Source organism: Parablautia sp. Marseille-Q6255, from assembly GCF_951230155.1.
Lineage (GTDB): Bacteria > Bacillota > Clostridia > Lachnospirales > Lachnospiraceae > Choladousia.
Window position 1 is genome coordinate 1 of sequence record NZ_CATNVD010000028.1, and the last position, 23,137, is coordinate 23,137.

The 23,137-nt window shown below is 49.1% G+C and carries 23 protein-coding genes; 5 read left to right on the forward strand and 18 right to left on the reverse strand.

The features are described from left to right. Positions 1 to 184 precede the first annotated feature (184 nt). The 5 genes from hemW to QOX44_RS17425 form a co-directional block, all read right to left on the reverse strand. The gene (gene hemW, locus QOX44_RS17405) at positions 185 to 1,360 is read right to left on the reverse strand and encodes a radical SAM family heme chaperone HemW (protein ID WP_283685026.1); all 1,176 of its coding nucleotides are present in this window, start codon (positions 1,358 to 1,360) and stop codon (positions 185 to 187) included. Positions 1,361 to 1,372: 12 nt separating this feature from the next. Next, complete coding sequence (gene lepA / locus QOX44_RS17410) at positions 1,373 to 3,184, reverse strand: translation elongation factor 4 (RefSeq protein ID WP_283685028.1); 1,812 nt, start codon at positions 3,182 to 3,184, stop codon at positions 1,373 to 1,375. Between the two features lie 116 nt (positions 3,185 to 3,300). Next, complete coding sequence (spoIIP, locus tag QOX44_RS17415; RefSeq protein ID WP_283685031.1) at positions 3,301 to 4,578, reverse strand: stage II sporulation protein P; 1,278 nt, start codon at positions 4,576 to 4,578, stop codon at positions 3,301 to 3,303. A 170-nt stretch (positions 4,579 to 4,748) separates the two neighbouring features. Then, on the reverse strand, positions 4,749 to 5,699 hold the full coding sequence (gpr, locus tag QOX44_RS17420; protein WP_283685032.1) for a GPR endopeptidase: 951 nt from the start codon (positions 5,697 to 5,699) through the stop codon (positions 4,749 to 4,751). Between the two features lie 134 nt (positions 5,700 to 5,833). Next, positions 5,834 to 6,718, reverse strand: coding sequence for an Rpn family recombination-promoting nuclease/putative transposase (locus tag QOX44_RS17425; RefSeq protein ID WP_283685034.1), 885 nt, complete (start codon positions 6,716 to 6,718; stop codon positions 5,834 to 5,836). Positions 6,719 to 7,018: 300 nt separating this feature from the next. On the opposite strand from QOX44_RS17425, the gene rpsT reads away from it, so the two are divergent. Next, a complete protein-coding gene (gene rpsT, locus QOX44_RS17430) occupies positions 7,019 to 7,282 on the forward strand; it encodes a 30S ribosomal protein S20 (RefSeq protein ID WP_283685036.1) in 264 nt (87 codons plus the stop codon). A 92-nt stretch (positions 7,283 to 7,374) separates the two neighbouring features. On the opposite strand, the gene yihA is transcribed toward rpsT, so the two are convergent. From yihA to QOX44_RS17460, 6 genes are all read right to left on the reverse strand, one after another. Next, entirely contained in the window at positions 7,375 to 7,989 is a 615-nt protein-coding gene (gene yihA, locus QOX44_RS17435) for a ribosome biogenesis GTP-binding protein YihA/YsxC (protein WP_283685038.1), read from the reverse strand. A 63-nt stretch (positions 7,990 to 8,052) separates the two neighbouring features. Further along, the gene (gene lon, locus QOX44_RS17440) at positions 8,053 to 10,368 is read right to left on the reverse strand and encodes an endopeptidase La (protein ID WP_283685040.1); all 2,316 of its coding nucleotides are present in this window, start codon (positions 10,366 to 10,368) and stop codon (positions 8,053 to 8,055) included. A gap of 31 nt (positions 10,369 to 10,399) precedes the next feature. Beyond that, entirely contained in the window at positions 10,400 to 11,689 is a 1,290-nt protein-coding gene (gene clpX / locus QOX44_RS17445) for an ATP-dependent Clp protease ATP-binding subunit ClpX (RefSeq protein WP_283685042.1), read from the reverse strand. A gap of 92 nt (positions 11,690 to 11,781) precedes the next feature. Further along, positions 11,782 to 12,363, reverse strand: coding sequence for an ATP-dependent Clp endopeptidase proteolytic subunit ClpP (gene clpP, locus QOX44_RS17450; protein ID WP_283685044.1), 582 nt, complete (start codon positions 12,361 to 12,363; stop codon positions 11,782 to 11,784). Positions 12,364 to 12,412: 49 nt separating this feature from the next. Next, positions 12,413 to 13,729: a trigger factor gene (tig, locus tag QOX44_RS17455; protein ID WP_283685046.1), complete on the reverse strand. Its 1,317-nt coding sequence runs from the start codon at positions 13,727 to 13,729 to the stop codon at positions 12,413 to 12,415. 145 nt (positions 13,730 to 13,874) lie between these two features. Then, entirely contained in the window at positions 13,875 to 14,423 is a 549-nt protein-coding gene (locus tag QOX44_RS17460) for a DJ-1 family glyoxalase III (protein ID WP_283685048.1), read from the reverse strand. Positions 14,424 to 14,611: 188 nt separating this feature from the next. On the opposite strand from QOX44_RS17460, the gene QOX44_RS17465 reads away from it, so the two are divergent. Continuing rightward, on the forward strand, positions 14,612 to 15,088 hold the full coding sequence (locus QOX44_RS17465; protein WP_283685050.1) for a CYTH domain-containing protein: 477 nt from the start codon (positions 14,612 to 14,614) through the stop codon (positions 15,086 to 15,088). On the opposite strand, the gene QOX44_RS17470 is transcribed toward QOX44_RS17465, so the two are convergent. Beyond that, complete coding sequence (locus QOX44_RS17470; RefSeq protein WP_283685052.1) at positions 15,073 to 15,288, reverse strand: hypothetical protein; 216 nt, start codon at positions 15,286 to 15,288, stop codon at positions 15,073 to 15,075. The two genes, QOX44_RS17465 and QOX44_RS17470, sit on opposite strands and share 16 nt — an antisense overlap. Before the next feature lie 136 nt (positions 15,289 to 15,424). Between QOX44_RS17470 and QOX44_RS17475 the strand changes: the two genes are divergently transcribed. After that, complete coding sequence (locus tag QOX44_RS17475; RefSeq protein WP_283685054.1) at positions 15,425 to 15,781, forward strand: helix-turn-helix domain-containing protein; 357 nt, start codon at positions 15,425 to 15,427, stop codon at positions 15,779 to 15,781. Positions 15,782 to 15,990: 209 nt separating this feature from the next. Beyond that, a complete protein-coding gene (locus QOX44_RS17480; protein WP_283685056.1) occupies positions 15,991 to 16,224 on the forward strand; it encodes a helix-turn-helix domain-containing protein in 234 nt (77 codons plus the stop codon). Positions 16,225 to 16,332: 108 nt separating this feature from the next. Here the strand turns inward: QOX44_RS17480 and QOX44_RS17485 are convergent, their stop codons facing one another. From QOX44_RS17485 to QOX44_RS17495, 3 genes are all read right to left on the reverse strand, one after another. Further along, positions 16,333 to 17,436 (reverse strand): hypothetical protein, encoded by a 1,104-nt coding sequence (locus tag QOX44_RS17485; protein WP_283685058.1) that lies wholly within the window; start codon positions 17,434 to 17,436, stop codon positions 16,333 to 16,335. A 123-nt stretch (positions 17,437 to 17,559) separates the two neighbouring features. Further along, on the reverse strand, positions 17,560 to 18,888 hold the full coding sequence (locus tag QOX44_RS17490) for a putative ABC transporter permease (protein WP_283685061.1): 1,329 nt from the start codon (positions 18,886 to 18,888) through the stop codon (positions 17,560 to 17,562). A 199-nt stretch (positions 18,889 to 19,087) separates the two neighbouring features. Further along, positions 19,088 to 19,579 carry a GNAT family N-acetyltransferase gene (locus tag QOX44_RS17495; protein ID WP_283685063.1) on the reverse strand — a complete coding sequence of 164 codons (492 nt, stop codon included), beginning with the start codon at positions 19,577 to 19,579 and terminating at the stop codon, positions 19,088 to 19,090. A gap of 189 nt (positions 19,580 to 19,768) precedes the next feature. Here QOX44_RS17495 and QOX44_RS17500 point away from each other — a divergent pair, with 189 nt between their 5' ends. Further along, a complete protein-coding gene (locus QOX44_RS17500; RefSeq protein ID WP_283685064.1) occupies positions 19,769 to 20,809 on the forward strand; it encodes a threonine aldolase family protein in 1,041 nt (346 codons plus the stop codon). Between the two features lie 9 nt (positions 20,810 to 20,818). Here QOX44_RS17500 and QOX44_RS17505 read toward each other — a convergent pair whose 3' ends face one another. The 3 genes from QOX44_RS17505 to QOX44_RS17515 all read right to left on the reverse strand — a co-directional run bounded on the left by QOX44_RS17505 (position 20,819) and on the right by QOX44_RS17515 (position 22,768). Then, entirely contained in the window at positions 20,819 to 21,562 is a 744-nt protein-coding gene (locus QOX44_RS17505) for a hypothetical protein (RefSeq protein WP_283685066.1), read from the reverse strand. After that, positions 21,556 to 22,263, reverse strand: coding sequence for an ABC transporter ATP-binding protein (locus tag QOX44_RS17510; protein WP_283685068.1), 708 nt, complete (start codon positions 22,261 to 22,263; stop codon positions 21,556 to 21,558). Before QOX44_RS17510 ends, QOX44_RS17505 begins: the two co-directional genes overlap by 7 nt. 139 nt (positions 22,264 to 22,402) lie before the next feature. Beyond that, a complete protein-coding gene (locus QOX44_RS17515; protein WP_283685070.1) occupies positions 22,403 to 22,768 on the reverse strand; it encodes a GntR family transcriptional regulator in 366 nt (121 codons plus the stop codon). Positions 22,769 to 23,137: the final 369 nt, after the last annotated feature.

Here is a 23,137-nt window from a genome sequence, read left to right on the forward strand (position 1 = left end):
CATTGAACTCATCATACAGACTCCTTATGTTTTTTCTCAGCAATTAAACAATAAGATAAATCTGTATGATTGGGAAGAGGTTTCGATCTCTTCCCTTTATTTTTGCCAATGATAATTATACTCTAAGCCTGCATAGCAGGGGGTTTATTTTTACCGTGACACAAAAATGGCAGAGTCTATGCTCCTACGGGAGCAAAAACTCTGCCATCACCATATTACTGAGATCCATCCCGCGCGGTGTCAGGCGTATCCTTCCATCGCGTTTTTCCAGCAGACCAAGCCGCAGCTGACGCTCCAGCACAGTTTCGTATGTCTCATCTACTCTTTTTCCGAATCTCCTAAAAAAATCATCCTTCGATACACCCTCTGCAAGCCGCAGTCCGAGATACATAAATTCCTCGATCTGTTCTTTTTCCGTCAGAAGCTGCGTCTCCTGCGCAGAAAAATCACCTGCAAGATAAGCGTTTAGATCCTGCGTCTTATGCCAGCGCACCTGCCCAAAAAAGGAAGAAGCGCCAAGCCCGAAACCAAGATACGGCACGCCCTGCCAGTAGCCTTTATTGTGGCGGCACTCATATCCGTCTTTTGCATAGTTTGATATCTCATAACGATGCAGCCCTGCGCCTGCCAGAAGCTGCTGCGTCCGCTCATACATCTGCCGCTCTGTCTCCTCATCCGGAAGATACCTGGGCGTTTCGCCCCGTGCGCGGCGCTCATCGTCCTTACCATATTTCTCATAGAACGGCGTTCCTTCTTCTATAATAAGACTGTACGCCGAGATATGCTCCGGACGGCAGGCAAGCACACGGTGCAGCGTCTGCTCCCAGGAATCCTGCGTCTGCCCCGGAAGCGCCGACATCAGATCAATGTTGATATTGTCAAATCCAACGTCACGCGCCGCCTCGTAGGTCCGGCAAAAATCCGCCCACGTATGGATACGCCCAAGCTGCGCAAGCTCGCCATCATCCGCCGACTGCAGCCCGATGCTTAAACGATTGATTCCGGACGCACGGTAAAGCTTCAGTTTGTCTTGGTCTGCCGTACCGGGGTTGCACTCGATCGAAATCTCCGCATCCGGCGCAAAGCAAAACCGTGTCCGCAGCTCCTGTAAAATTGCTGCAATCTGCGCTCCCGGCAGAACAGACGGCGTACCGCCGCCAAAAAATACCGTTGTCACGCGGTATGAATCAAAGTCTGCAGCAGCGCCGCCCGCTGGAAATGCTTCCCGTATCTCTCTTTTGAGCGCCTCTGTGTAGGCCTCCCGCTTCTGCGCACTGCACGAGAAGGACAGGAAGTCACAGTATGCACACTTCCTTACACAAAACGGGATATGCACATACAGCTCCAGATCTTTCTTCATGCACACTCCTTCTTATTTATCATCCAGCTTTAATACGCTCATAAATGCCTTCTGCGGAATCTCCACATTTCCGATCTGGCGCATGCGCTTCTTTCCTTCCTTCTGCTTCTCAAGCAGCTTCTTCTTTCTGGAAATATCGCCTCCGTAACACTTCGCAAGCACATCCTTGCGCATCGCCTTGACGGTCTCCCTCGCGATAATCTTGCTTCCGATCGCCGCCTGGATCGGAATCTCGAAGAGCTGACGCGGGATCTCCTCCTTCAGCTTTTCGCACATCTTTCTGCCGCGCTCATAAGCCGTTTCGCCATGCACGATAAATGACAGGGCGTCAACCTCTTCACGGTTCACGAGAATATCAAGCTTTACAAGCTCAGAACGCTGATACCCCTTCATATCATAGTCAAAGGAAGCGTATCCGCGGGAACGTGATTTCAGTGCGTCAAAGAAATCATAGATAATCTCATTAAGAGGCAGAGTATATTTGAGCAGCGCTCTCGTCTCTTCCATATATTCCATCCCGCCGTAGATCCCACGGCGTTCCTGGCACAGCTCCATGATCGAGCCGATGAATTCCGTTGTCACCATGATCTCCGCATCAACGACCGGCTCCTCCATATACTCAATCTCTGATGGATCCGGCAGATTGGACGGGTTGGTCAGCTCGATCACCTCACCGTTTGTCTTATGCACCTTGTAAATAACACTCGGCGCCGTTGTCACGAGATCCAGATTATACTCGCGCTCGAGACGCTCCTGAATGATCTCCAGATGCAAAAGTCCCAGGAACCCGCATCGGAAGCCAAACCCAAGCGCAACCGAGGTCTCCGGCTCAAACTGCAAAGAGGCATCGTTTAACTGCAGCTTTTCCAGTGCGTCCCGCAGATCCGGATATTTCGCCCCGTCTGCCGGATACATACCGCAGTAAACCATTGGATTTACTTTCTTGTAGCCTGGAAGCGGCGCTTCGCACGGTCGTGTCACGCAGGTCACCGTATCGCCGACGCGCGTATCCTTTACATTCTTTAAGCTGGCAGTCAGATAGCCTACCATCCCTGCGCTAAGCTCCTCACACGGGATAAACTGTCCCGCTCCAAAGTATCCGGCCTCTACGACCTCCGCCTGCGCTCCTGTTGCCATCATACGGATCGGCGTGCCTTTTTTCACTGTCCCGTGCATCATGCGGACAAAAATGATCACACCCTTGTATGGATCGTAGATCGAATCGAAAATAAGCGCCTGCAGCGGTGCATCCGGATCTCCTGTCGGAGCCGGGATCTTCTGTACAATACTCTCCAGTACCTGTTCAACATTCTGTCCCGTCTTTGCCGAGATAAGCGGCGCATTCTGCGCCTCGATCCCTATGATATCTTCGATCTCATTGATCACGCGCTGCGGCTCCGCACTCGGAAGGTCGATCTTATTGATGACCGGCATCACGTCCAGATCGTGATCGAGTGCCAGATAAACATTTGCCAGTGTCTGTGCCTCGATCCCCTGCGCCGCATCTACAACAAGGATCGCTCCGTCGCACGCAGCGAGGCTGCGCGACACCTCATAATTGAAATCGACATGTCCTGGCGTGTCGATCAAATTAAAAATATACTCCTCGCCGTCCTGCGCCTTATATACTGTACGGACTGCCTGCGATTTGATCGTGATACCGCGCTCCCGCTCCAGATCCATATTGTCCAGCACCTGATTTTGCATCTCGCGGCTTGTCAAAAGCCCTGTTTTCTCAATAATACGATCCGCCAGTGTTGACTTTCCGTGGTCGATATGTGCTATAATACAAAAATTTCTGATTTTGCTCTGATCTATTGCCACCTGTGTTCCTCCTCATCGGCGTCTGCGACGCCTTTATCCGCTACAGTTTATCACAACTTTTTGCAGTTTGTCCATAGAAACACAGGATTTCCTCTATCTATCTGCCGCACTTTCGCTCATCCGCCAGTAAGAACACGATCCAGCAGTCTGGCTATAACCTTCATTGCATTTCGCTCTTCCTCCACTGTGTTTAGCTGCGTCCCCGCTTCTATAAGCAGCGACCTTGGACGTAAATGCAGATTAAACCGCTCTGCTTTTAAATAGATGTTCCTCGTAAAGCCAGGGTACATCTCCTGTGCCGCAAGCTGCATTTGCAGAGAAAACGCAAGATTCTCCTCTATGTACGGATTTTCCAGCCAGGAAAGCGGCTGCGCCTGACTGTCCCGGGAAATACCGTTAAAAAACATGACCATCGAAGTGGGCTTTCCATCAATCTCTGTCACAAATTTCTGTCCTTCCACACCATCGCGGTGCAGATCGATCACGACCTCAATGGTAGGATTCTCAGCAAGGATCTGTAAAACAGACTGACGCGCATGATCATATGCCGCACTGCGGTCCAGCACACCATCGACCAGATCGTAAACGCCTGTATCATGGATCACCTGATAACCATACTGATCCCGGAGCTCCTGCGCAAGTACCTCTCCCATCCCTATGATCGAATCCTCTGTCTTTCCCTCTTCTGAGTCGATAAACGTCTCCTGCGAATGTGTATGGTAGATGAGGATCTGCGGCACATCCGGATTTTTCTTAAGCTTTAAATCCCTGCCCAGAAGCGTATCTGCATTAAGCAGCTGTGCATCTGCCGATGTGCCGGCATCCACGGTATAGTAATTGGCTAACAGATAATCAAAATCCTTCAATTGCTCCATCAGTGCCTCCGAGACAACATTCCCCGAGGATGCCTGCGACACTTCACTTTTTGATTCTTCTTCCCGCGGATACGTGGTCTGCTCCTGCTGATACTCGGTCTGCTGACGTTCTGTATCCTCCTGCCTTTCTTTCACAGCCTCTGTCTGACTCTGCGTTTCCTTTTCCATGGAAGCTTCCTGCTCCTGCGCCAGACCCGTCTGCATACGCTTCTCTCCAGCATCCTCCGATTCCTGCTTAACAGCCTGTCCATCTGCCAGATAGCTGTATACCGGCGCTGCCTGATTCATCCATCCGGCAAACCAGTTTCCCGCATCCTTTCCTTCCACCGCTGCCGCATAGCCGGGCGCCCACGTGCGCACTGCGCCGTCCTCTAAATGCCTCTGTACCTCTCCAGAATCCAGAGAATTCTGGACAACTGGCATGCTCAGTAAAATATTGCCGCCTTTATACAGGATATAAATGCCTAGAATCGCAATTATCAGATACAGTATCCTCTGCAGCCACTGCATTCCTCTCATACGCCGCCTCCCACTGCCCCGCCATATGCGAAGCCTTCCTCTCCCATATCAGAATGGTATTTATCTTAATATATATATGAAAGGCTGCGTTTTTTTATTCCTTTTTCCGTTTTTCTATATGCAACAGACGCCGACTGATCTCAGCCGCCGCGCGTACGCCCTCTGCGCGCTCACTGTGACAGCGCCATATTCAGTCCCTCTGAGATCGTATAGCTTAAATATTTTACAGTTTCATCAATATCCTTGGGTGTCACAAACATGGTATTTAAATGAGGCGAGATCAGCTCCTGTATCATCTGATGCTTTTCTGCCTGGTTCAAAGTCCCCAGCATGCCACCGAGACGCTGCATCCCGGCAGAGCGGTCCATCTCCGCGATCAGCTCCTCCATTGTATCATTTACAATCGTTGCGGCATCTACGACCGTCGGGACTCCGACCGCGATCACCGAAACACCGAGTGTCTCCTCATTGATCGCATTTCTGTGATTGCCAACACCGGAACCCGGATTGATCCCTGTGTCGGTGATCTGTATTGTCCGATTCAGACGCTTCGTACTGCGCGCTGCCAGAGCATCGATTGCGATCACCGCTTCCGGCTTTGTCTCATCCACCACGCCTTTTATGATCTCGAGTGTCTCCATTCCCGTCTGTGCCATCACCCCCGGCACCAGTGCGCTGATCTGTGCACCTGACCCGGAAGCCCCTGAGAGTCTGCCATATTCCTTTATCATATGGCGCGTGATATTCAGATTACCCACTACATTCGGCCCCAGCGCATCCGGTGTCACCTCGCGATTACCAAGCCCCACTACGAGCACAGATCGTCTGCGATCCCCCAGAAGCTTCTGCAAATGCTCCGCGATCTCCTGCGATATTTCTCTGTGATAGTCCTCATCCGGTGACGACATATTCGGTGCCTCGATCGTCACGTAGGTTCCTACCGGTTTTCCAAGCGCCTTTGCCCCATTTTCTGTTTCGATCACTACTGTCGTCGTATAGACTTCGCGCTCCTCGTCCTTTTCCTCCTCTACCCTGACTCCGCGCAGCTTTATGTGATCTGCCTCACAGCTCTCCCGCGCCTCAAGCGCCAGATCTGTCCGTATCTGAAAATCTCCTACCATAGCTGTTCTCCTTTGTGTCGTATTTCCCTTATCTTTTGCAGGAAAACAGAAAATATACAGACTATTTTCATCAAGTTGCAGTGTGGCATATGTTGTATCCTCGCTCACATGCACGCTGCAGAAGTTATACAGTGTCAATCCTTCCAGTATTCTTTTATATACGCAGCGGCAGCCTCGTCACTGATCTCCAGCTTTTCCATCAGACGCTTTCCGGCATCCTCCTGCGTAAGGCCAAACTCCAAATATGTGTCAATCAAGGCCCCGACTATCTGTTTCCGCCCCTCGGCCAGTCCTTCTGCTAATCCTTCTGCCAGTCCCTCTTCCCGCGCTTCCTGCTTATCATAATATTTTTCTTCCCACGCCTGCATATACTTCACCCCTATCTTTTCATTTTCCCTGACCTTACATACTCTGGCATGAATACGGTGTGTACGTTCACTTTCTGCCTGTTTTGCACTTTCATCCGTTGTCTCTTCGAGGTAATGCAGAAAATCTACCAGTTCTTTTGATACTCCGTCTTTATTTTTCCCGCGGGTATTCAAAAAAATTCTGACTGCTCCATCCTCCAGCATAAGCTCCGGGAACTCTTTGCACCGCGTTTCAAACGTATATCTATATTTCCCGTAGCCGAACAGATCAAAGGTCATGATCATAATCAGATACGTCTGATTTAAAAGGTTATAGTCTGGAACGCCTGGTTCCAGAAGCGAAGTATCTAATAATGACTGGTAATATCGACTTCTTCTGGCAAGATCACCCTTTTTGCTGTTCTGCATTTCTGTATTATAGACAGTTTCATCTTCATCTACTGAAAATACGTCCATCCTGACAGTGCGTGCGAGCGGTGACAGACGCAGTTCCTTTTCTGTCTGACTCTGGGTCAGCAGAGAAATATCTCTTCCAAAGATAATGCTCAAAGCTTCCTGCTGTACTTCGGGATCTTCCATCACCTCGTCAAATAGAAACCGATTCGTAAGGTTCAATTTACTTAGTGGTACCATATTCTGTTTTTTATTCATATTGTTCTCCTTTATTATAGCATCCTTGTATCCGTTTGGGTAGTAATCAGAATATCATACTTGTTTTCTTTTTGCAAGTAATATACTCATATTGTTTGTATTTAATATGTGTGGAAGCTCTAACCTCCTCCGCCTCCGGGATCAGACTGCAAACAGGCCGCCGTTTTACAGGATTTTCAAAATTATGTATTGACAGGACCCATTGTTTGGTCTAAACTATATGAGTATGTTTACATTAAACGTCCGTGTCCGATTTTAATGAAACACGTCATGAATACAGAATGTTTGGAGGTGTACACATTGGCTAACATTAAATCTGCTAAGAAAAGAATTCTTGTAACTAAGACCAGATACGAGCGCAACAAGTCCATTAAGTCTTCTGTTAAGACTGCTATCAAAAAGGTAGAGGCTGCTGTTGCTGCAAACGACAAGGCTGCTGCTGAAGCTGCTTTACTGGCTGCTACTTCTGTGATTGATAAGGCCGCTAAAAAAGGCGTTTATCACAAGAACAATGCTGCCAGAAAAGTTTCCCGTCTGGCTCAGGCTGTCAATACACTGGCATAAGAATATATGGAATATAAAAAAAGCAATCGGTACCGTCATGCCGATTGCTTTTTTTATACTGATGCAGCAAAACAGAGAAGCAAATCACTCTTTTATCCCTGCTGCTCCTTGTCCTGCTCTTTGTCCATACACAATCCCTCTATCACTGCCCAGATCTCATCTCTGCCCTGCTTTGTCTGAGCAGAAAATGGAATGACCTGTGTCCCCGGGCGCATCCCAAGCCCCTGCCGGATCAGCTTGACCTGCTTTTGGACCTGGCTGCGCTTGATCTTATCCAGCTTTGTCGCAATAATGATCGGATCATATCCATTGTGGCAGATCCACTCATACATGACCTTATCATTTGCTCCGGGCTCATGACGAATGTCGACAAGAAGGAATACTGCCTTTAACTGTTTTGAACCATGTAGATACCGTTCGATCAGTTTTCCCCATTTTTCTTTTTCGCTTTGCGATACCTTTGCATATCCGTATCCCGGAAGATCTACCAGGTACAGCTCACTGTTGACATTATAAAAATTGATCGTCTGCGTCTTGCCCGGCTGAGCGCTCGTGCGCGCCAGTGATTTCCGGTTCAGCAGCCCATTGATCATGGATGATTTCCCAACATTCGATTTTCCGGCAAATGCGACCTCTGCCATCGTATTTTCAGGCAGCGTGCTTGTAATACCGCAGACTGTCTCCAGCTCTACCTGTCTGATTACCATGTTTTATCCTCCTGCAAACTTTTTTCTGCCCTGTGTATCCACATGTCTTCACCGATATCCACATCAGCGCTCCAGTGCACGCGCCAGCACCTGCGGCATCGCACGGACATACACAAGCTCCATCCCTTCTTTGATCTCATCTGAGATCTCCCCAATATCCGGCTTGTTCTCCTGCGGAATAAGCACGGTTCGGATGCCGGCCTGTTTTGCCGCGAGCAGCTTTTCTTTGAGACCGCCGATTGGAAGCACTCTCCCCCGCAGTGTGATCTCTCCTGTCATTGCCACATCGGCGCGCACCGGGATTTTTGTGATCGCGGAAAGAATGGCTGTCGCCATCGTAATACCTGCCGAAGGACCATCTTTCGGGACCGCGCCTTCCGGAATATGAATATGAATATCATTTTTTGTAAAAAATTCCGCCTCGATCTCATACGTTTCGCCAAGCGAACGCACATAGCTGATCGCCGTGCGGGCCGACTCCTTCATCACATCCCCCAGCTGTCCTGTCAAAAGAAATTCACCCTTTCCGGGCATTGTATTGACTTCGATCTGCAAAGTATCTCCGCCCACGCTCGTCCATGCCAGTCCGCGTACGATCCCGATATCACTCTTCTCATTCTTTTTCATACAGGTGTAACGCCTGCGCCCAAGATACGTTTCAAGGTTTTTCTCTGACACGCGAACGGACTGGATGTCCTCCTCCAGAAGCTGCTTCGCCGCCTTGCGGCAGATCTCTCCGATCTTTCGTTCGAGCTGGCGCACTCCCGCCTCTTTCGTATAGCCGTTTATCATAGACAGCAGTGCCGGCTTCGTGATCGTAAGCTGCTTCTTCGTCAGTCCGTGCCGCTTTATCTGTTTTGGAACAAGGTGTTCCTTTGCTATGTGGAGCTTCTCATTTGCCGTATAGCTTCCGACTTCTATGATCTCCATACGGTCGGCCAGCGGGCGGGGAACAGTATGCAGATCATTCGCTGTTGCGATAAACAGCACCTCAGATAAATCAATCGGAAGCTCAATATAATGATCGCGGAATTTTATATTCTGTTCTGCGTCCAGCACTTCCAGAAGCGCAGATGAAGTGTCCCCCTTGTAATCGCTGCTCACCTTATCAATCTCATCGAGCAGCATCAGAGGATTTTTCACACCTGCCTGCCGCATCCCCGCTGCGATACGCCCCGGCATCGCTCCAATGTACGTCCTTCTGTGCCCGCGGATCTCTGCCTCATCACGCACGCCGCCCAGACTGATACGCACGTATTTTTTCCCCAGTGCGCGCGCAATCGAGCGTGCGATCGAGGTCTTTCCTGTGCCCGGAGGACCGACAAGGCAAAGGATCGGGCTGTCTCCCTTATGGTTTAAGGAACGCACAGCAAGGAACTCCAGAATACGCTCCTTTACCTTTTCCAGCCCATAATGATCTTCATCCAGAATCTTTGCTGCATTTTTCAGATCCTGATTATCCTCTGAGATCCTGTCCCAGGGCATTTCCAGAAGGGTTTCAATGTAACCGCGCAGCACAGAGCTCTCCGCAGAATTATTGCCAAGGCTTTTTAAACGCTCTGTTTCCTTTCTGATCCTGTTTTTTACCTCATCAGAAGCGCACAGACCGTCTGCCGCCTTCTGATAATTTTTCACATCAGAAAGCAGGGTATCCTCTCCCAGCTCCTCCTGGATCACCTTGATCTGCTCCCGCAGCACATACTCTCTTTGGTTCTTGTCCACCCGTTCTCTGACCCGCTGCTGGATCTCATTCTGGATCTGAATGATCTCCATCTCTCTGACCAGGATCGTGCACAGAAGCTCGTACCGCTTCTGAATATCCGCTGCCTCCAGCAGCTTCTGCCGCTTCGCATAATGCAGCGGCAGATGTATGCTGACCATAGCCGTCAGCTTCTCAAACTCTTCCACCTCAAGAAGCTGCCGCAGCATATCCTTGCCAAACTTCTGATTGATCTGTGCGTACCGTTTCAGGAGATCCCACAGCGCACGCGTCATCGCAGCCTTCATGGTTTCGTCCAGCTGCGGCTGCGGCTCTTCCAGAAGCTCCACACGCGCCGTCAGATATGCCCCGTCGCTCTCCATACCGGTAAGGCGCGCCTTGTGCATCCCCTCCGCTGCCACGCGCACGATATTTTTCGGAAGCTTCGCCACATTCCTGATCACTGCGACCATACCGGTCTCATATAAATTTTTCAAACCCGGATTATTATCATCCGGGTTTTGCTGTGTCACTAAAAAAATATTCTGGTCCTCCGCCATCGCAGCCTCAACCGCTCTGACGGATTTTTCTCTGCTGATGTCAAAATGCAGTACCATCCCCGGCAGCACCGCCAGGCTGCGGAGCGGTATCATCGGCATCGTTTTTATCGAATCGTCCATATGCTCCCCTTTTATTCTCTCGCTGTCTCTCCTACGCTGTCTCCTCCATCGCACCCAGCCTGCGCTTTCTGCGCGCTGCCGGCTGCTCCTCCCGGTACGTCAGCTCGGGCTCGCCCTCACCTGTGATCATTTCCTTTGTCACAAGGCAGGTCTGGATCGTCTCGTCAGACGGAATCTGATACATCAGATCCAGCATCACATTCTCCATGATCGCACGCAGACCTCTCGCTCCCGTCTTTCGCTTGATCGTTTTTTCAGCGATCGCCTCTATCGCCTCATCCGTAAATGAGAGTTCTACATTGTCCAGATCAAACAGTCCCTTGTACTGCTTGACAATAGCATTTTTCGGTTCTGTCAGGATACGGATCAGCGCCTCCTTATCAAGCTCATCCAGCGATACCACCACCGGCACACGGCCGATAAATTCCGGTATCATACCAAACTTGATAAAGTCCTGCGGAAGTACCTTTTTGAGGATCTCGCCGACGTTTTTCTTTTCCTTCTGCGCCAGCTTTGAGTTAAATCCGATCCCCTTTTTGTCCATGCGCGCCTCGATGATCCGGTCGATCCCCTCAAATGCACCGCCGCAGATAAAGAGGATATTGGTTGTATCAATCTGGAGCAGCTCCTGATGGGGGTGCTTGCGTCCTCCCTGGGGCGGCACAGACGCCACCGTTCCTTCCAGGATCTTCAGGAGCGCCTGCTGTACTCCTTCGCCTGAGACATCCCTTGTGATAGAAGCATTCTCCGATTTACGCGTAATTTTATCAATCTCGTCAATATAAATAATACCGTACTCTGCTTTTTTAATATCGTAATCTGCTGCCTGAATGATCTTCAGCAGAATATTTTCCACATCCTCACCGACATATCCGGCCTCTGTGAGCGCTGTCGCGTCCGCGATCGCAAACGGCACATTCAAAAGGCGCGCCAGCGTCTGTGCCAGCATCGTCTTCCCTGATCCTGTCGGTCCAAGCATTAAAATATTGCTTTTTTGTAATTCCACGTCGAGATATTTCCCGCTCGTGATCCTCTTGTAGTGATTATAGACAGCCACGGCAAGCGTCTTTTTCGCCTCATCCTGCCCTATCACATACTCATCCAGAAACTCCTTGATCTCCATAGGCTTGAGCAGGTTGATCTCTGACAACTCTTCTGCGATCTCCTCATCCTCCATCTCCTCCTCTATAATCTCAGAGCAGATGTCAATACATTCATCACAAATGTATACCCCGTTCGGTCCCGCGATCAGCTTACGCACCTGATCCTCCGTCTTATTGCAGAAAGAACATCTGATTTTTTCTCCGTTTTTACCCGGCATCTTTACACTCCTTACCTAAAAATAATACATTCAAATATAACCACAAGAGGGACTGTCACAAATCTCTGTCTGCAACAGCCCCATACCTCATACTATCTCGGTGCGACAATTTCATCGATCAGACCGTACGCCTTTGCCTCTTCGGCTGTCATCCAACGGTCTCTCTCAGTATCTGCCGCGATCACATCATACGGCTGGCCGGTATTTGCCGCCAGCATCTCATTTAACTTTTTCTTCGTCTGAAGAATCTTATCTGCTACGATCTTGATATCTGTAGCCTGTCCCTGCGCGCCGCCCGAGGGCTGGTGGATCATCACCTCTGCATTAGGAAGCGCAAAACGCTTGCCCTTTGCTCCACCTGCCAGAAGGAAAGCTCCCATGCTCGCAGCCATGCCCATGCAGATCGTAGATACATCGCACTTTACATAGTGCATCGTATCGTAAATAGCCAGACCTGCGGATACAGATCCGCCCGGACTGTTGATATAAAGCTGAATATCTTTGTTCGGGTCCTCAGACTCAAGGAACAGAAGCTGCGCTACGATCAGGTTCGCACTCACATCTGTCACTTCCTCGCCGAGAAAAATGATACGGTCCTTCAGGAGTCGGGAGTAAATATCGTAAGAACGCTCTCCTCTTCCTGTCTGTTCAATCACCATAGGTACAAGACTCATATCTGTCATCCCTCCACTTTACTCAATATTGAAAAGCTGTGCAGTCTGCTTACTCTGCCTGCTCCTGTGCCGCAGCTGCCTCAACTTCTACAGCAGCGTCTGTGATCATCTCGACAGCAGCCTGGATCGCCAGATCATCCTTCATCTGTGCTCTTTCCTGCTCTCCCATCAGCTCTTTAAGCTTGTCTGTCTCCATCTTGTACTGCTGCGCCATCTTTGCGATCTCTTCATCTACGCGCTCGTCGCTGATCTCGATGTTCTCAGCCTTTGCGATCGCTTCAAGTACCAGACTGTTCTGGATCCTCTTGAGCGCTTCCGGCTTCATCTGGTCAAGCATCTGCTCTGCTGTCATGCCTGTAAACTGCATGTACTGCTCAAACGTAATGCCCTGAGCCTGGATCCTTCTGGAGAAATCGTCTGCCATACGGCGTACCTGCTCGTTGATCATAGCCTCCGGGATCTCCATGGATGCATTCTCAACAGCCTTTGCAACTACCTTATTCTCTTTTACGCGCTTTGCATCCTTTGTCTTTCTGTCAAGAAGCTTTGCACGAATGTCGTCTCTGTACTCAGCAAGTGTATCAAACTCGGAAACATCCTTTGCAAACTCATCGTCTGCTTCCGGAAGCTCCTTTACCTTGATCTCGTTTACCTTGCATTTAAATACTGCAGCCTTGCCCTTGAGCTCCTCTGCCTGATAATCCTCCGGGAAAGTAACATTCACTTCTGTCTCTTCGCCGATCTTTGCACCTACAAGCTGCTCCTCAAAGCCCGGGATAAAGCTTCCGGAACCGATCGTCAGCGGATAGTCCTCACCCTTGCCGCCTGCAAACGCAACGCCGTCTACAAAGCCCTCAAAGTCAAGCTTGATCATGTCTCCGTTTTCTACTGCGCGGTCATCAATATCAAGCATTCTGGAGTTGCTCTCGCGCTCTTTATCAACTTCCTTGTCAACATCCTCCTCAGATACGGAAACCTCTGTCTTCTCGACCTCCAGTCCCTTGTACTCTCCAAGTGTGACTGCCGGCTTGACAGCTACCTCTGCTGTAAAGATGAACGGCTTGCCCTGCTCGATCTGAGTCACGCTGATGTCCGGCTGAGATACAATATCCTCACCGCTCTCATCTGCTGCCTTTGCGTAAGCGCCCGGAATGATCTCGTTTGCCGCATCCTCATAGAAAACGCCTGCGCCGTACATTTTTTCAATCATCTTACGCGGAGCTTTTCCCTTGCGGAAGCCCGGAAGTGTGATCTTGCCTTTATTTTTCTTATATGCTTTTTCCAGTGCTGCTTCAAATTCATCTGCGGAGACTTCAATCGTAAGCTTCGCCATATTTTTTTCCAGTTTCTCTACCTGTACACTCATTGCGTGTGTTCCTCCTTAACTTCTGTTTCACCTGTATCTGGAACGGCCATTTCTACCTATTCGCAGTCATTAAATTACTATAACACAGCGCGTGCAAAATTACCAGCACTTTTTTACGCTGTAGAAAAGGCTGCCGCCGGAAAACCTATCTGTACACAATACTGCGTGCAAGCGTTTCTGCTTCCTGCTCTCCGCGAAGCTGCCGTACCAGCTCAAGCGCAAAATCTATGGCAGTCCCCATACCGCGGCTTGTTGTCACATGTCCCGATACGGCTACCGGCTGCGTCCCGGTCTTTGCCCCGGCAAGCTTCTCCTCAAAGCCCGGATAGCAGACTGCTTCTCTGCCCTGCAGGATCCCCAGCGCTCCGAGTACGCTCGGCGCTGCGCAGATCGCTGCGATCCTCTTTTTCTGCGCATCTGCTTCTTTTAAAAGAGCGCACAGCCCCTCATGCTCTCCGAGATGGAGCGTGCCCGGCATGCCGCCCGGAAGGACCAGAAGCTGCGCTTCCTCCCCGCTTATCTCCTCAAAGAGCCGATCCGCCAGAACTGTGATCCCGTGACTTCCCTGTATCTGCTTTCTTCCCATGACCGATACCGTCTGCGTATCGATCTGCGCCCGGCGCAGAATATCCACAACAGTCAGTCCTTCGATCTCTTCAAACCCGTCTGCCAGAAAAACAAATGCCTTTCTCATCGCACACTGCCTCCTTTTCTTCTCCTGATCCGGATAAATCCTGTCATACTGTGTTTCGCTGTTCGCATTTCCCCCAGTTTAACAGAGTATGCTCTGAAAATCAACCAGACATCGGCAATCCCCTTGCCGTTCTATAAAATCTTATAGTATAATGGCTCCACAGCAAGCAAAAGAAAGGACGGTATATTATGGAAATAGAGCGAAAATTTCTCGTCAGAGCACTCCCGCCCCGGCTGGAGCAGTACCCGTTTCATCTGATCGAACAGGCATATCTTTGTACCCATCCGGTCGTGCGGATCCGCAGACAGGACGATACCTTTATCCTGACCTATAAAGGCGAGGGGCTTATGACACGCGAGGAATATAACCTTCCGCTGACCAAAGAGGGCTACTGCCACCTTCTCGAAAAAAAAGACGGCAATATCCTCACAAAAAAAAGATATCTGATCCCTTTGTCCGATCATCTGACTGCAGAGCTTGATATCTTTGAAGGTAAATTTTCCGGTTTGAAAATCGTAGAGGTAGAATTTCCGGATGAAGAACAGGCCAATGCCTTTACAGCTCCGGACTGGTTCGGCACAGATGTGACCTTTTCCAATGCATTTCATAACAGTGTGCTGAGTACGCTGGAGAGCTGGGACGCAGACACCTACGGTCTCTCCTGACGCCCAAGCTCTTCCTGAATCTTCGCAAACAGGGCAGCATCCTGCTCGGGTCCGTCCGGAAAGGAAAGATCCTTTTTCCTGAGATATGCCTCGTAACGGTCTGCCCTTTTTATCTCGATCTCCAGCGCCTTTTTTGCCGCCGCGCGCACCAGCTTAGACTTGCTCTTCTCGTATTCCATTCCAAATTTCAACAAATCCATCTCTGACTCCTCCCGCGCTCCTCTATGACCAGCTACATTTTGTTGCTTTTTTTAAAAAATGTATTCGTTTCGTTGCATTTGCGGATATTCTTAAAAGAAATTGTTATAATGCAAGAAACAGGAGGGCGCATACATAATGGAAAAAATTGTTATCTGTGATATGATCAAGGAACTGCGAAAAAAAGCAGGATATACTCAGGCTCAGGTCAGTCAGATGCTGAATATTCAACGGCAAACATACTGTAATTACGAAAATGCGACCCGAACTCCGCCGCTTGAAATCATCACTGCACTGGCAGACCTCTATCATGTCAGCATGGACTATCTCATCCTTGGCAGCGGCGAAACCGCACAGCTGAAGCCGGTGCAGGACACTGAGAACGTACTTAACCCGGATGAGCAGACACTGATCAATATCTTTTCCAAACTGTCAGAGCAGTCACAGAAAGAAATCATTACCTTTGCCCAGTATAAAAAGCTCTTTACCGAATGATTTTTCTAAATGACATGCCCCGTGTTCAGGTAGTCCTTACCCGATACAGAAAATCCATTTGCACCTTGACAGTTTGCATATAACACCTTTTTGTTTACATTATAACAATTTCATTTTCTTTAAGCAATGCTGTAATTTGCATTTACAATGACACGTTTTGTTTCGTTTTCTTTCCGGACATACTAAACTATAGTCAAGGAGGGAACGCTATGACAGAACAACGTGCAAATCAGTACAGACAGCTTGGACTCACTATCGCTTATTACCGCAAGCTGCGCGGACTGACGCAGCTGCAGCTTGCTGAATATACAAATCTAAGCAGAACTCATATCAGTAATTTAGAAGCACCGAACATGCCGACCTCCATTTCGCTGGAGTCGCTGTTCGATATTGCAGATATTCTTGATGTGCCGATCGGAAAGCTGTTTGAGATAAGAGAATAAAAAGAGATCAGAACTTAAACCACGAACAGAGGGTGCAGGCCGTATACGGCTGCACCCTCTGCTGTTTTCTGTCTGCACAGAAGCTTCTGCTGTATGTCTATCTGTCATTTATCTGATCTTTGAGATCACATAGTCATAGATCTTTCCATAGGTCTGCGGCGTGTAATGGATACCATCCACCGTCTCGAATCCGCTTTGCTGCAGATACGTATAGGTATCAATATAGACAGAGGAACCAAACGCCACCTGCATCGCGGTATTAAACTCTTTGATCTGCGCATTTTTGACTGTATAATTATGCTTTTTTGCCTTCTTATGCTCCACCGGATTGACCGACATCACATAAAACCGTGCCTGCGGATACTTCTGCATCATGCTTCTGTAGTAAGAAATATAGTGGTCTACATTTCCCAGATCATTAATGCCAAAGGCAAAGATCACCTTTGCAGTCGGATTCTTATCCAAATGCTTCTGCAGTGTTTTCCCTGCATGCCCCGACAGCCACTGATATCCCATCGAAACCTTGCCGATGTAGGTAGTATTCTCGTTCTGGCGTACAGCCTCCATGCCAACTGTCCTGGAGTCACCGACAAAAATATACTCCTGCGTAACATTCTGCGGCGGATCTGTCTTTGCTCCGTCAGGTCCTACGTAATTGCTGCCGATGTATTTATTTCTGGCCATCACACCATTGCTCTCCAGATAATAGTATCTGCCGTCTGCTGTTTTTAGCCATGTACTCTGCAGCCTTGCTCCGGTCCTGTCTATGTAATAGCGCCTGCCCTTTTTTGTGACCCATTTTGACCGGACATTTACCCCGTTTTTATTGACGTAATAATATCTGCCCCCGGACTCGATAAACTTATTCTTCTGAAGTCTTCCGTCTGCGGCAAAATAGTATCGCTTACCGTCGATCGACACCCATTTCCCGATATAGAGCCTGCCCTTTTTATTTGCGTAGTACTTCTGTCCCCCGTATGTGATCCATCCGGTGCGGCAGATCCCCTTCTTGTCAAAATAGTAGACATGCTTTCCGATCCTGCGCCATCCGTCTTTTGCATATGCGGTTTTTGAGTAACAGTACATCCTTCCTTTTCGGGTCTTTTTCCACTTGCCGCCGTATACCTTCTTTGCTGAGATCACCACATTTTCCGATGCGGATACCTGCTGTACGCTCCCCAGACAAAACAGACATACCAATACTGCGATCACCCAGATTTTTCTGCTCCTGATCCGAATACGTATCACCTCTCCATAGTGTATTTGAATGTATCATACTGTTTTTCCAACAGCTTCAATATACCCTATTCAGGAGCTTTTGTCAAATCCGGCGCCTTATTCCACGATTTTCGCCTTTGGATAAATGCGTTCCATCCGCTCATCCGGGAAGTGCTCATCCAGCGCCTGCTCTATCACATTGTCCGGCGCCACGCCTCTCTGGCGGTCCGAATAACGCGCAAGCGCCAGCGCGGAAAGTGCCATATTATAAACCATCAGCACGATCAGGACCCAGGTCAGGGCCGGTCCGATCTTTTTGGGGATTTTTTCTATAAACCACGAAAGAAGCGGATAGATAAATTTCACCCACACTACCGCAATGATCCCCCAGAAGAAACAGAACAGAAGATTGACACGGCCGCCGAGATTGAACGGAATACCGCTGTAATCCCAGAATACTGTGCCGAATACCACCTCTGTAACCACACTGCAGACGTATTCATACGTACCTCCGACTACAGTTCCATAAAAGAACAGGTAGCGGTCACTTTTATCCTTATACTTGTACATCATCGCTGTCAGGATCGCGCACGCCAGTCCCCATACCACACTGAACGGACCGTACACCACGCTGCTCCTGCTCATCCACCAGCCGAGTGAAAACCGGCAAAATACAGTCTCGATCAGATCTCCGAACAAAGATCCCAGAAGAAACAGCCATACCAGCTTATAAAATCCACAGCCCTCGGCAAATTTTGCAGATTCCTTTGCAGTCCGATCTGCCTCTTTTTTTGCTGCAAGGATCTTTTTCGTCTCAATATTTGGATACGCACGCACAAGACGCTTTTTCACAGCAGAGGAAATCGCATTCCCAAACCAGTCAGAGACGTCCTGCATATTATCGGTCACCTCTGCCATCCACCTGATCCGTCTGCGCCACTCCCATACAACTGCCAGCGCACACAAAAGATCCAGAAGCAGGATACAAAGAACAACGAATAATGCGATCCGTCCGATGCTTTTCGGGATAAAGCTCCCGACCTTTAGCAGAAACGGATTGCCGGCCCAGATCACAAACACTGCCGATGCTCCGTAAAGCAGCAGAAGCGGCACTGTAATATACCCCTTAAAACCAATGCGGTATTTGCTGTAATCCCACCATTTTCTTTTAAAAATGCGTTCCAGCATAACTCCCGTGACGACCGTGATAAATGCTCCGATCACAACGCCGCCCAGAAACAGGAAAAACGGCTTATATTTCAGCTCTGCCAGAAACAGGCTGTAGGCGACTGCCGACGTCCCGTATACCGGACAAAACGGAAGATTCATCACTCCGGTATTAATAAAGCGCTTGCGCCGCACCGCAGCGATGCCCACGCCTGCACACCAGCCCAAAAACGAATACACAATAAACAGCCACAGTAATTCATACAATGTGTAACTCATTTCTCATACCCCTTCATTCTTCAGATCATACGCCAACGCATATCTTTCCTGCCATTTCCGGCGTCCACAACACTGTGAACATATATCATACCATGAAAGTGTATACATTCTCAATCCTTTAAGGAAAAAATAAGAAGTATTTTGTCGCTTTTTGTATGGCTGGTCTGTTGCCGTATTCCGGATGCTCCTGTCCTCCCGTTCACACAGTCAGACTGTAATTATCAATGCCAAGCAGTCTGCCAAACTTGATCCCTACCTCCGGTATTGTCCCGCAAAACTGAAAACCGAATCTATCATGCAGTTTACAGCTCGCATCGTTTCCGCTCGTGATCACGGATACAACCGTATGGAGCGCCGGATCTCTTCTTGCCACATCGAGAATAAATTCCATCAGTGCAGCCGCCACCCCCTGTCTGCGAAACGCCGGGGCAACGTAGACCGACAGCTCCACTGTCGTGCGGTATGCCTCCTTTTCCCGATACGGAGAAAGGCTGACATATCCGGCGATTCTTTCCCCGATCTGCGCCACATAGAGCGGATGATGATCTACATTATGTGCATCAAACCATACCTGCCACTGCGCGATCGTCTTTGGCTCCAGGTCAAAGGTCGCCACTCCGTTTTTTACCTCATAATTATAAATATCCAAAAGCTCCTGCAGATCCTCCTGCCGGGCCATTCTTATCTCCATTTTTCCTTTCCTCCTCTGTTTTTTCCTCCCCCGGTTTTTCCTTCCAGTTACTGTCCCTCCCCGGAATTTCCCGTTTGACTTTTCCCCTGTACCATACTAAAATATCTTTAGCGCCAGTGCACAAAGGAGCAATGCTCCGTGCACTGACGCTGCTGTAAAATTTATCCACAATAAAAAGGAGAATCCGCCATGATACGCTTTAATAACGACTACAACCACGGTGCACACCCGAAAATTCTGGAAGCCCTCGCTGCAACCAATGACAACAGCTACGGCGGCTACGGGCTGGATGAGTGGTGTGAACGTGCCGCGCAGGAGATGCAAAACTACCTCTGCTGCCCGCACTGCGCCATCCATTTCCTCCTCGGAGGCACCCAGACAAACTATACCGTGATCGCCGCAGCACTTCGCCCCTACCAGAGTGTGATCTGTGCAGACAGCGGTCATATCCATACCCATGAGACCGGCGCTGTGGAGCATACCGGACACAAGATTGAAACGCTTCCTCACAAAGACGGAAAAATCACTGCCGCGCAGATCGCTGCACAGGCGAAGCTGTACCATACAAGCGGGATCCGTGAGCATATCACTCAGCCCCGCATGGTCTATCTGTCTTTTCCCACTGAGTTTGGTACTGTATATTCCCGAAAGGAGCTGGAAGAGATTTCCTGCGTCTGCCGAGAATACGATATGTATCTGTTCATTGATGGCGCCCGGATGGGCTACGGCCTTGCCGCCGACGGCGGTGATGTGACACTGGCGGATCTCGCAAGGCTTTCAGACGTCTTTTACTGCGGCGGCACAAAATGCGGCGCACTTTTTGGTGAAGCAGTAGTCATCACCAACCGGCAGCTCGCCACAGATTTCCGCAGCTGCATGAAGCAAAACGGCGCCATGCTGGCAAAGGGCTGGCTGCTCGGTCTCCAGTTCTACACGCTGTTTCATGATGGTCTGTACTTTGATATTACAAAACAGGCCGTCTCCTATGCCATGCAGATCAGGGCAGCTTTCGAGGCTAAAGGGATCCCCGCCTACATTAACAGTCCCACAAACCAGCAGTTTGTTATCCTCGAAAACCATGTTATGGAGAAGCTTGCACAAAAATACATTTTTGAATACGAGTTCAAAATAGATGACTCCCACAGCTGCGTGCGTTTTTGTACAAGCTGGAGTACCACTCAGGCTGAAGTCGATGCACTTATCGCAGATATCCAGACCTGCTTCCTGTAAACTTTCCGTTTATACACTCAACTTCCGGTCCATGATCCATCCCGAAATGACATACATCACTGCCACCAGCACGAGTGATCCGGCTGTCATCACAAAATACTGGGTTGTCATATTTTCAAATTCCGGAAGGAAGTTCAAAATCTCTCCGCATCCCCATACGATCAGCAGGTACAAAAAGAAGCTGACCAGACCACTGAACTTTTTGCCTGCAAATACCGTAGCGGATAAGATGATGGCAAGATAACCGATCACAACTGCCATCAGCCACCCTGCAAGCAGCGTACACAGCACCGCAAGCGTATCTACGAACTGAATATGGAAGGTAATGTTGATACTTTCCAGGATCAGGTTCAGCGCATCCACAAATTCCTTTACCCCGCCGATATACAATACGCCGATGGACCAGTCCGCTGCTGCAAGTACCAGATAAAACAGCCCCGTCACAAAGATCGACAGCCCGTTTTCCAGTACCTTGGCTCCAAGGATCTGGAAGCTGTTTCTTGGCGTCAGAAAAAGCATATAGCTCTGCTTCGTATTGAGGTCGCGGTGAAATACAAGCAGACTCTCAAGGCCGATATAAAATACGCCGACCATAGCGCACAGGATAAGCCCCGTCATACCAAGCTGAAGTGCTCTGTCCCAATGTGCAAATACGCCGACCAGAAACGACGCCTCCGATAAAGCTGTGATCAGCAGCAGGATCAGCTTTGAAAACATTGTCTTTTTGAATTCATATTTCATCAGCTTTAACATCCCATTTCCCCTCCGTGTCCATAAATTTCGCGATACTTATCTACAACCGACTTGCCCTGCGTGATACGCAGCTCCTCTACCGGAACCATCTCCACCAGATGCCCGTTTTTCATAAAGATCGCCGTATCTGCCACCCGCTCCAGCTCATCCACAAGATGACTGGAAACAACGAGCGCCACATCCGGACTGATCGCTTCTACGATACTCGTGATGATCTCATCGCGTGCCAGAAGATCGATCCCGTTAAGAGGCTCATCGAGCAGATAGATCTTCGCGTCTCTTGCCATTGTCACTGCGATTTTCAGCTTTGCCATCATACCGGACGAGAGCGCCTTCGTCTTCATATCGTGCGTCAGCTCCATCCGCTCCATCATATTTTGAAAACGCTCCGATGAAAAATCCTCAAAAAAATCAGCATAATATTTTTCTACGTCGCGGATCGTCATCCAATTGTAAAAGTACGGCTCTGTCGACATATAGGCAATTTCCCTGCGGCTCTCCTGCCCCACCGGCCTTCCCTTATAAAAAAATCCTCCGGATGTCGGCTTTACAAGCCCCACCGCCATCTTCATCAGTGTTGTTTTTCCGCTTCCATTCGGTCCGAGCATCGCATATACTCTGCCCGGCTCAATCTGAAACGATACTCCGTCTACTGCTGTCTTTCGCACGTAGGTTTTTGTCACATTTCTGCACTCCAGCATTTTACACTCTCCTTCCTGACAGGAGCCTGCCTGTCAGCATCTTCTTTTCTTATTCCTCTCCTCAGGCTGCACCCGTCCTGCCTTCACAGTCTGAGTGCACCGCACTGCTGTTCTTTTTGTCAGGATACCGCCCGACGTCTCAGCTTCCCCTTATCTCCTGTTCCGCCCGTATCATCTGCAGCGTCTCTTCCGCGGATATGCCAAGCTGTTCCATTCCTTCCAGGAAGCGTTCTACAAGCTCTGACGCCATCTCGCTGCGGAGCCTGGCGATCCGCCCTTCATCCTCTGTGACAAAAGTGCCCATCCCCCGCTTCGTAAAGCAGACGCCTTCCAGCTCCAGTTCCCGGTATACGCGACTAACTGTATTCGGATTGATCGTATAGCTGACCGCCATCTCACGCACCGAAGGAAGCTTACTTCCAGGCAGCATCCTCCCTGCTACAATCTCCCTTTTGATCAGTGCCATCACCTGCACATAGATTGGCAACGCTGAATTAAAGTCCATCTCTGCCCCTCTTTTCATTCTTTGGTGTACCCGTGTACTAGTTGAATAGTACACCAATTCATTCATTTTGTCAATCTGCAAAATCTTAACTTTTCCTTATCTGTCAAGACCTCATTTCGATTAAATGCGCATCAATCCCGAGCAGCTGAGCAGATGTGACTTCCATTTAAGTCAAGACCACCGGCTTAGCCCAACATCATAAACTTAAGCGGAAATTATTCCTATACCCGTTACTTTTTTAGATATAACAATTATATTTTATAGAAAAAAGTCCATACTTTCTCCAATGGAATTGTATGGACTTTTTTAAAAACTATTTTTTTGATTGTTTTTGTATTTATTTGAAATATTCTTTTTCCGTTCCCTTCC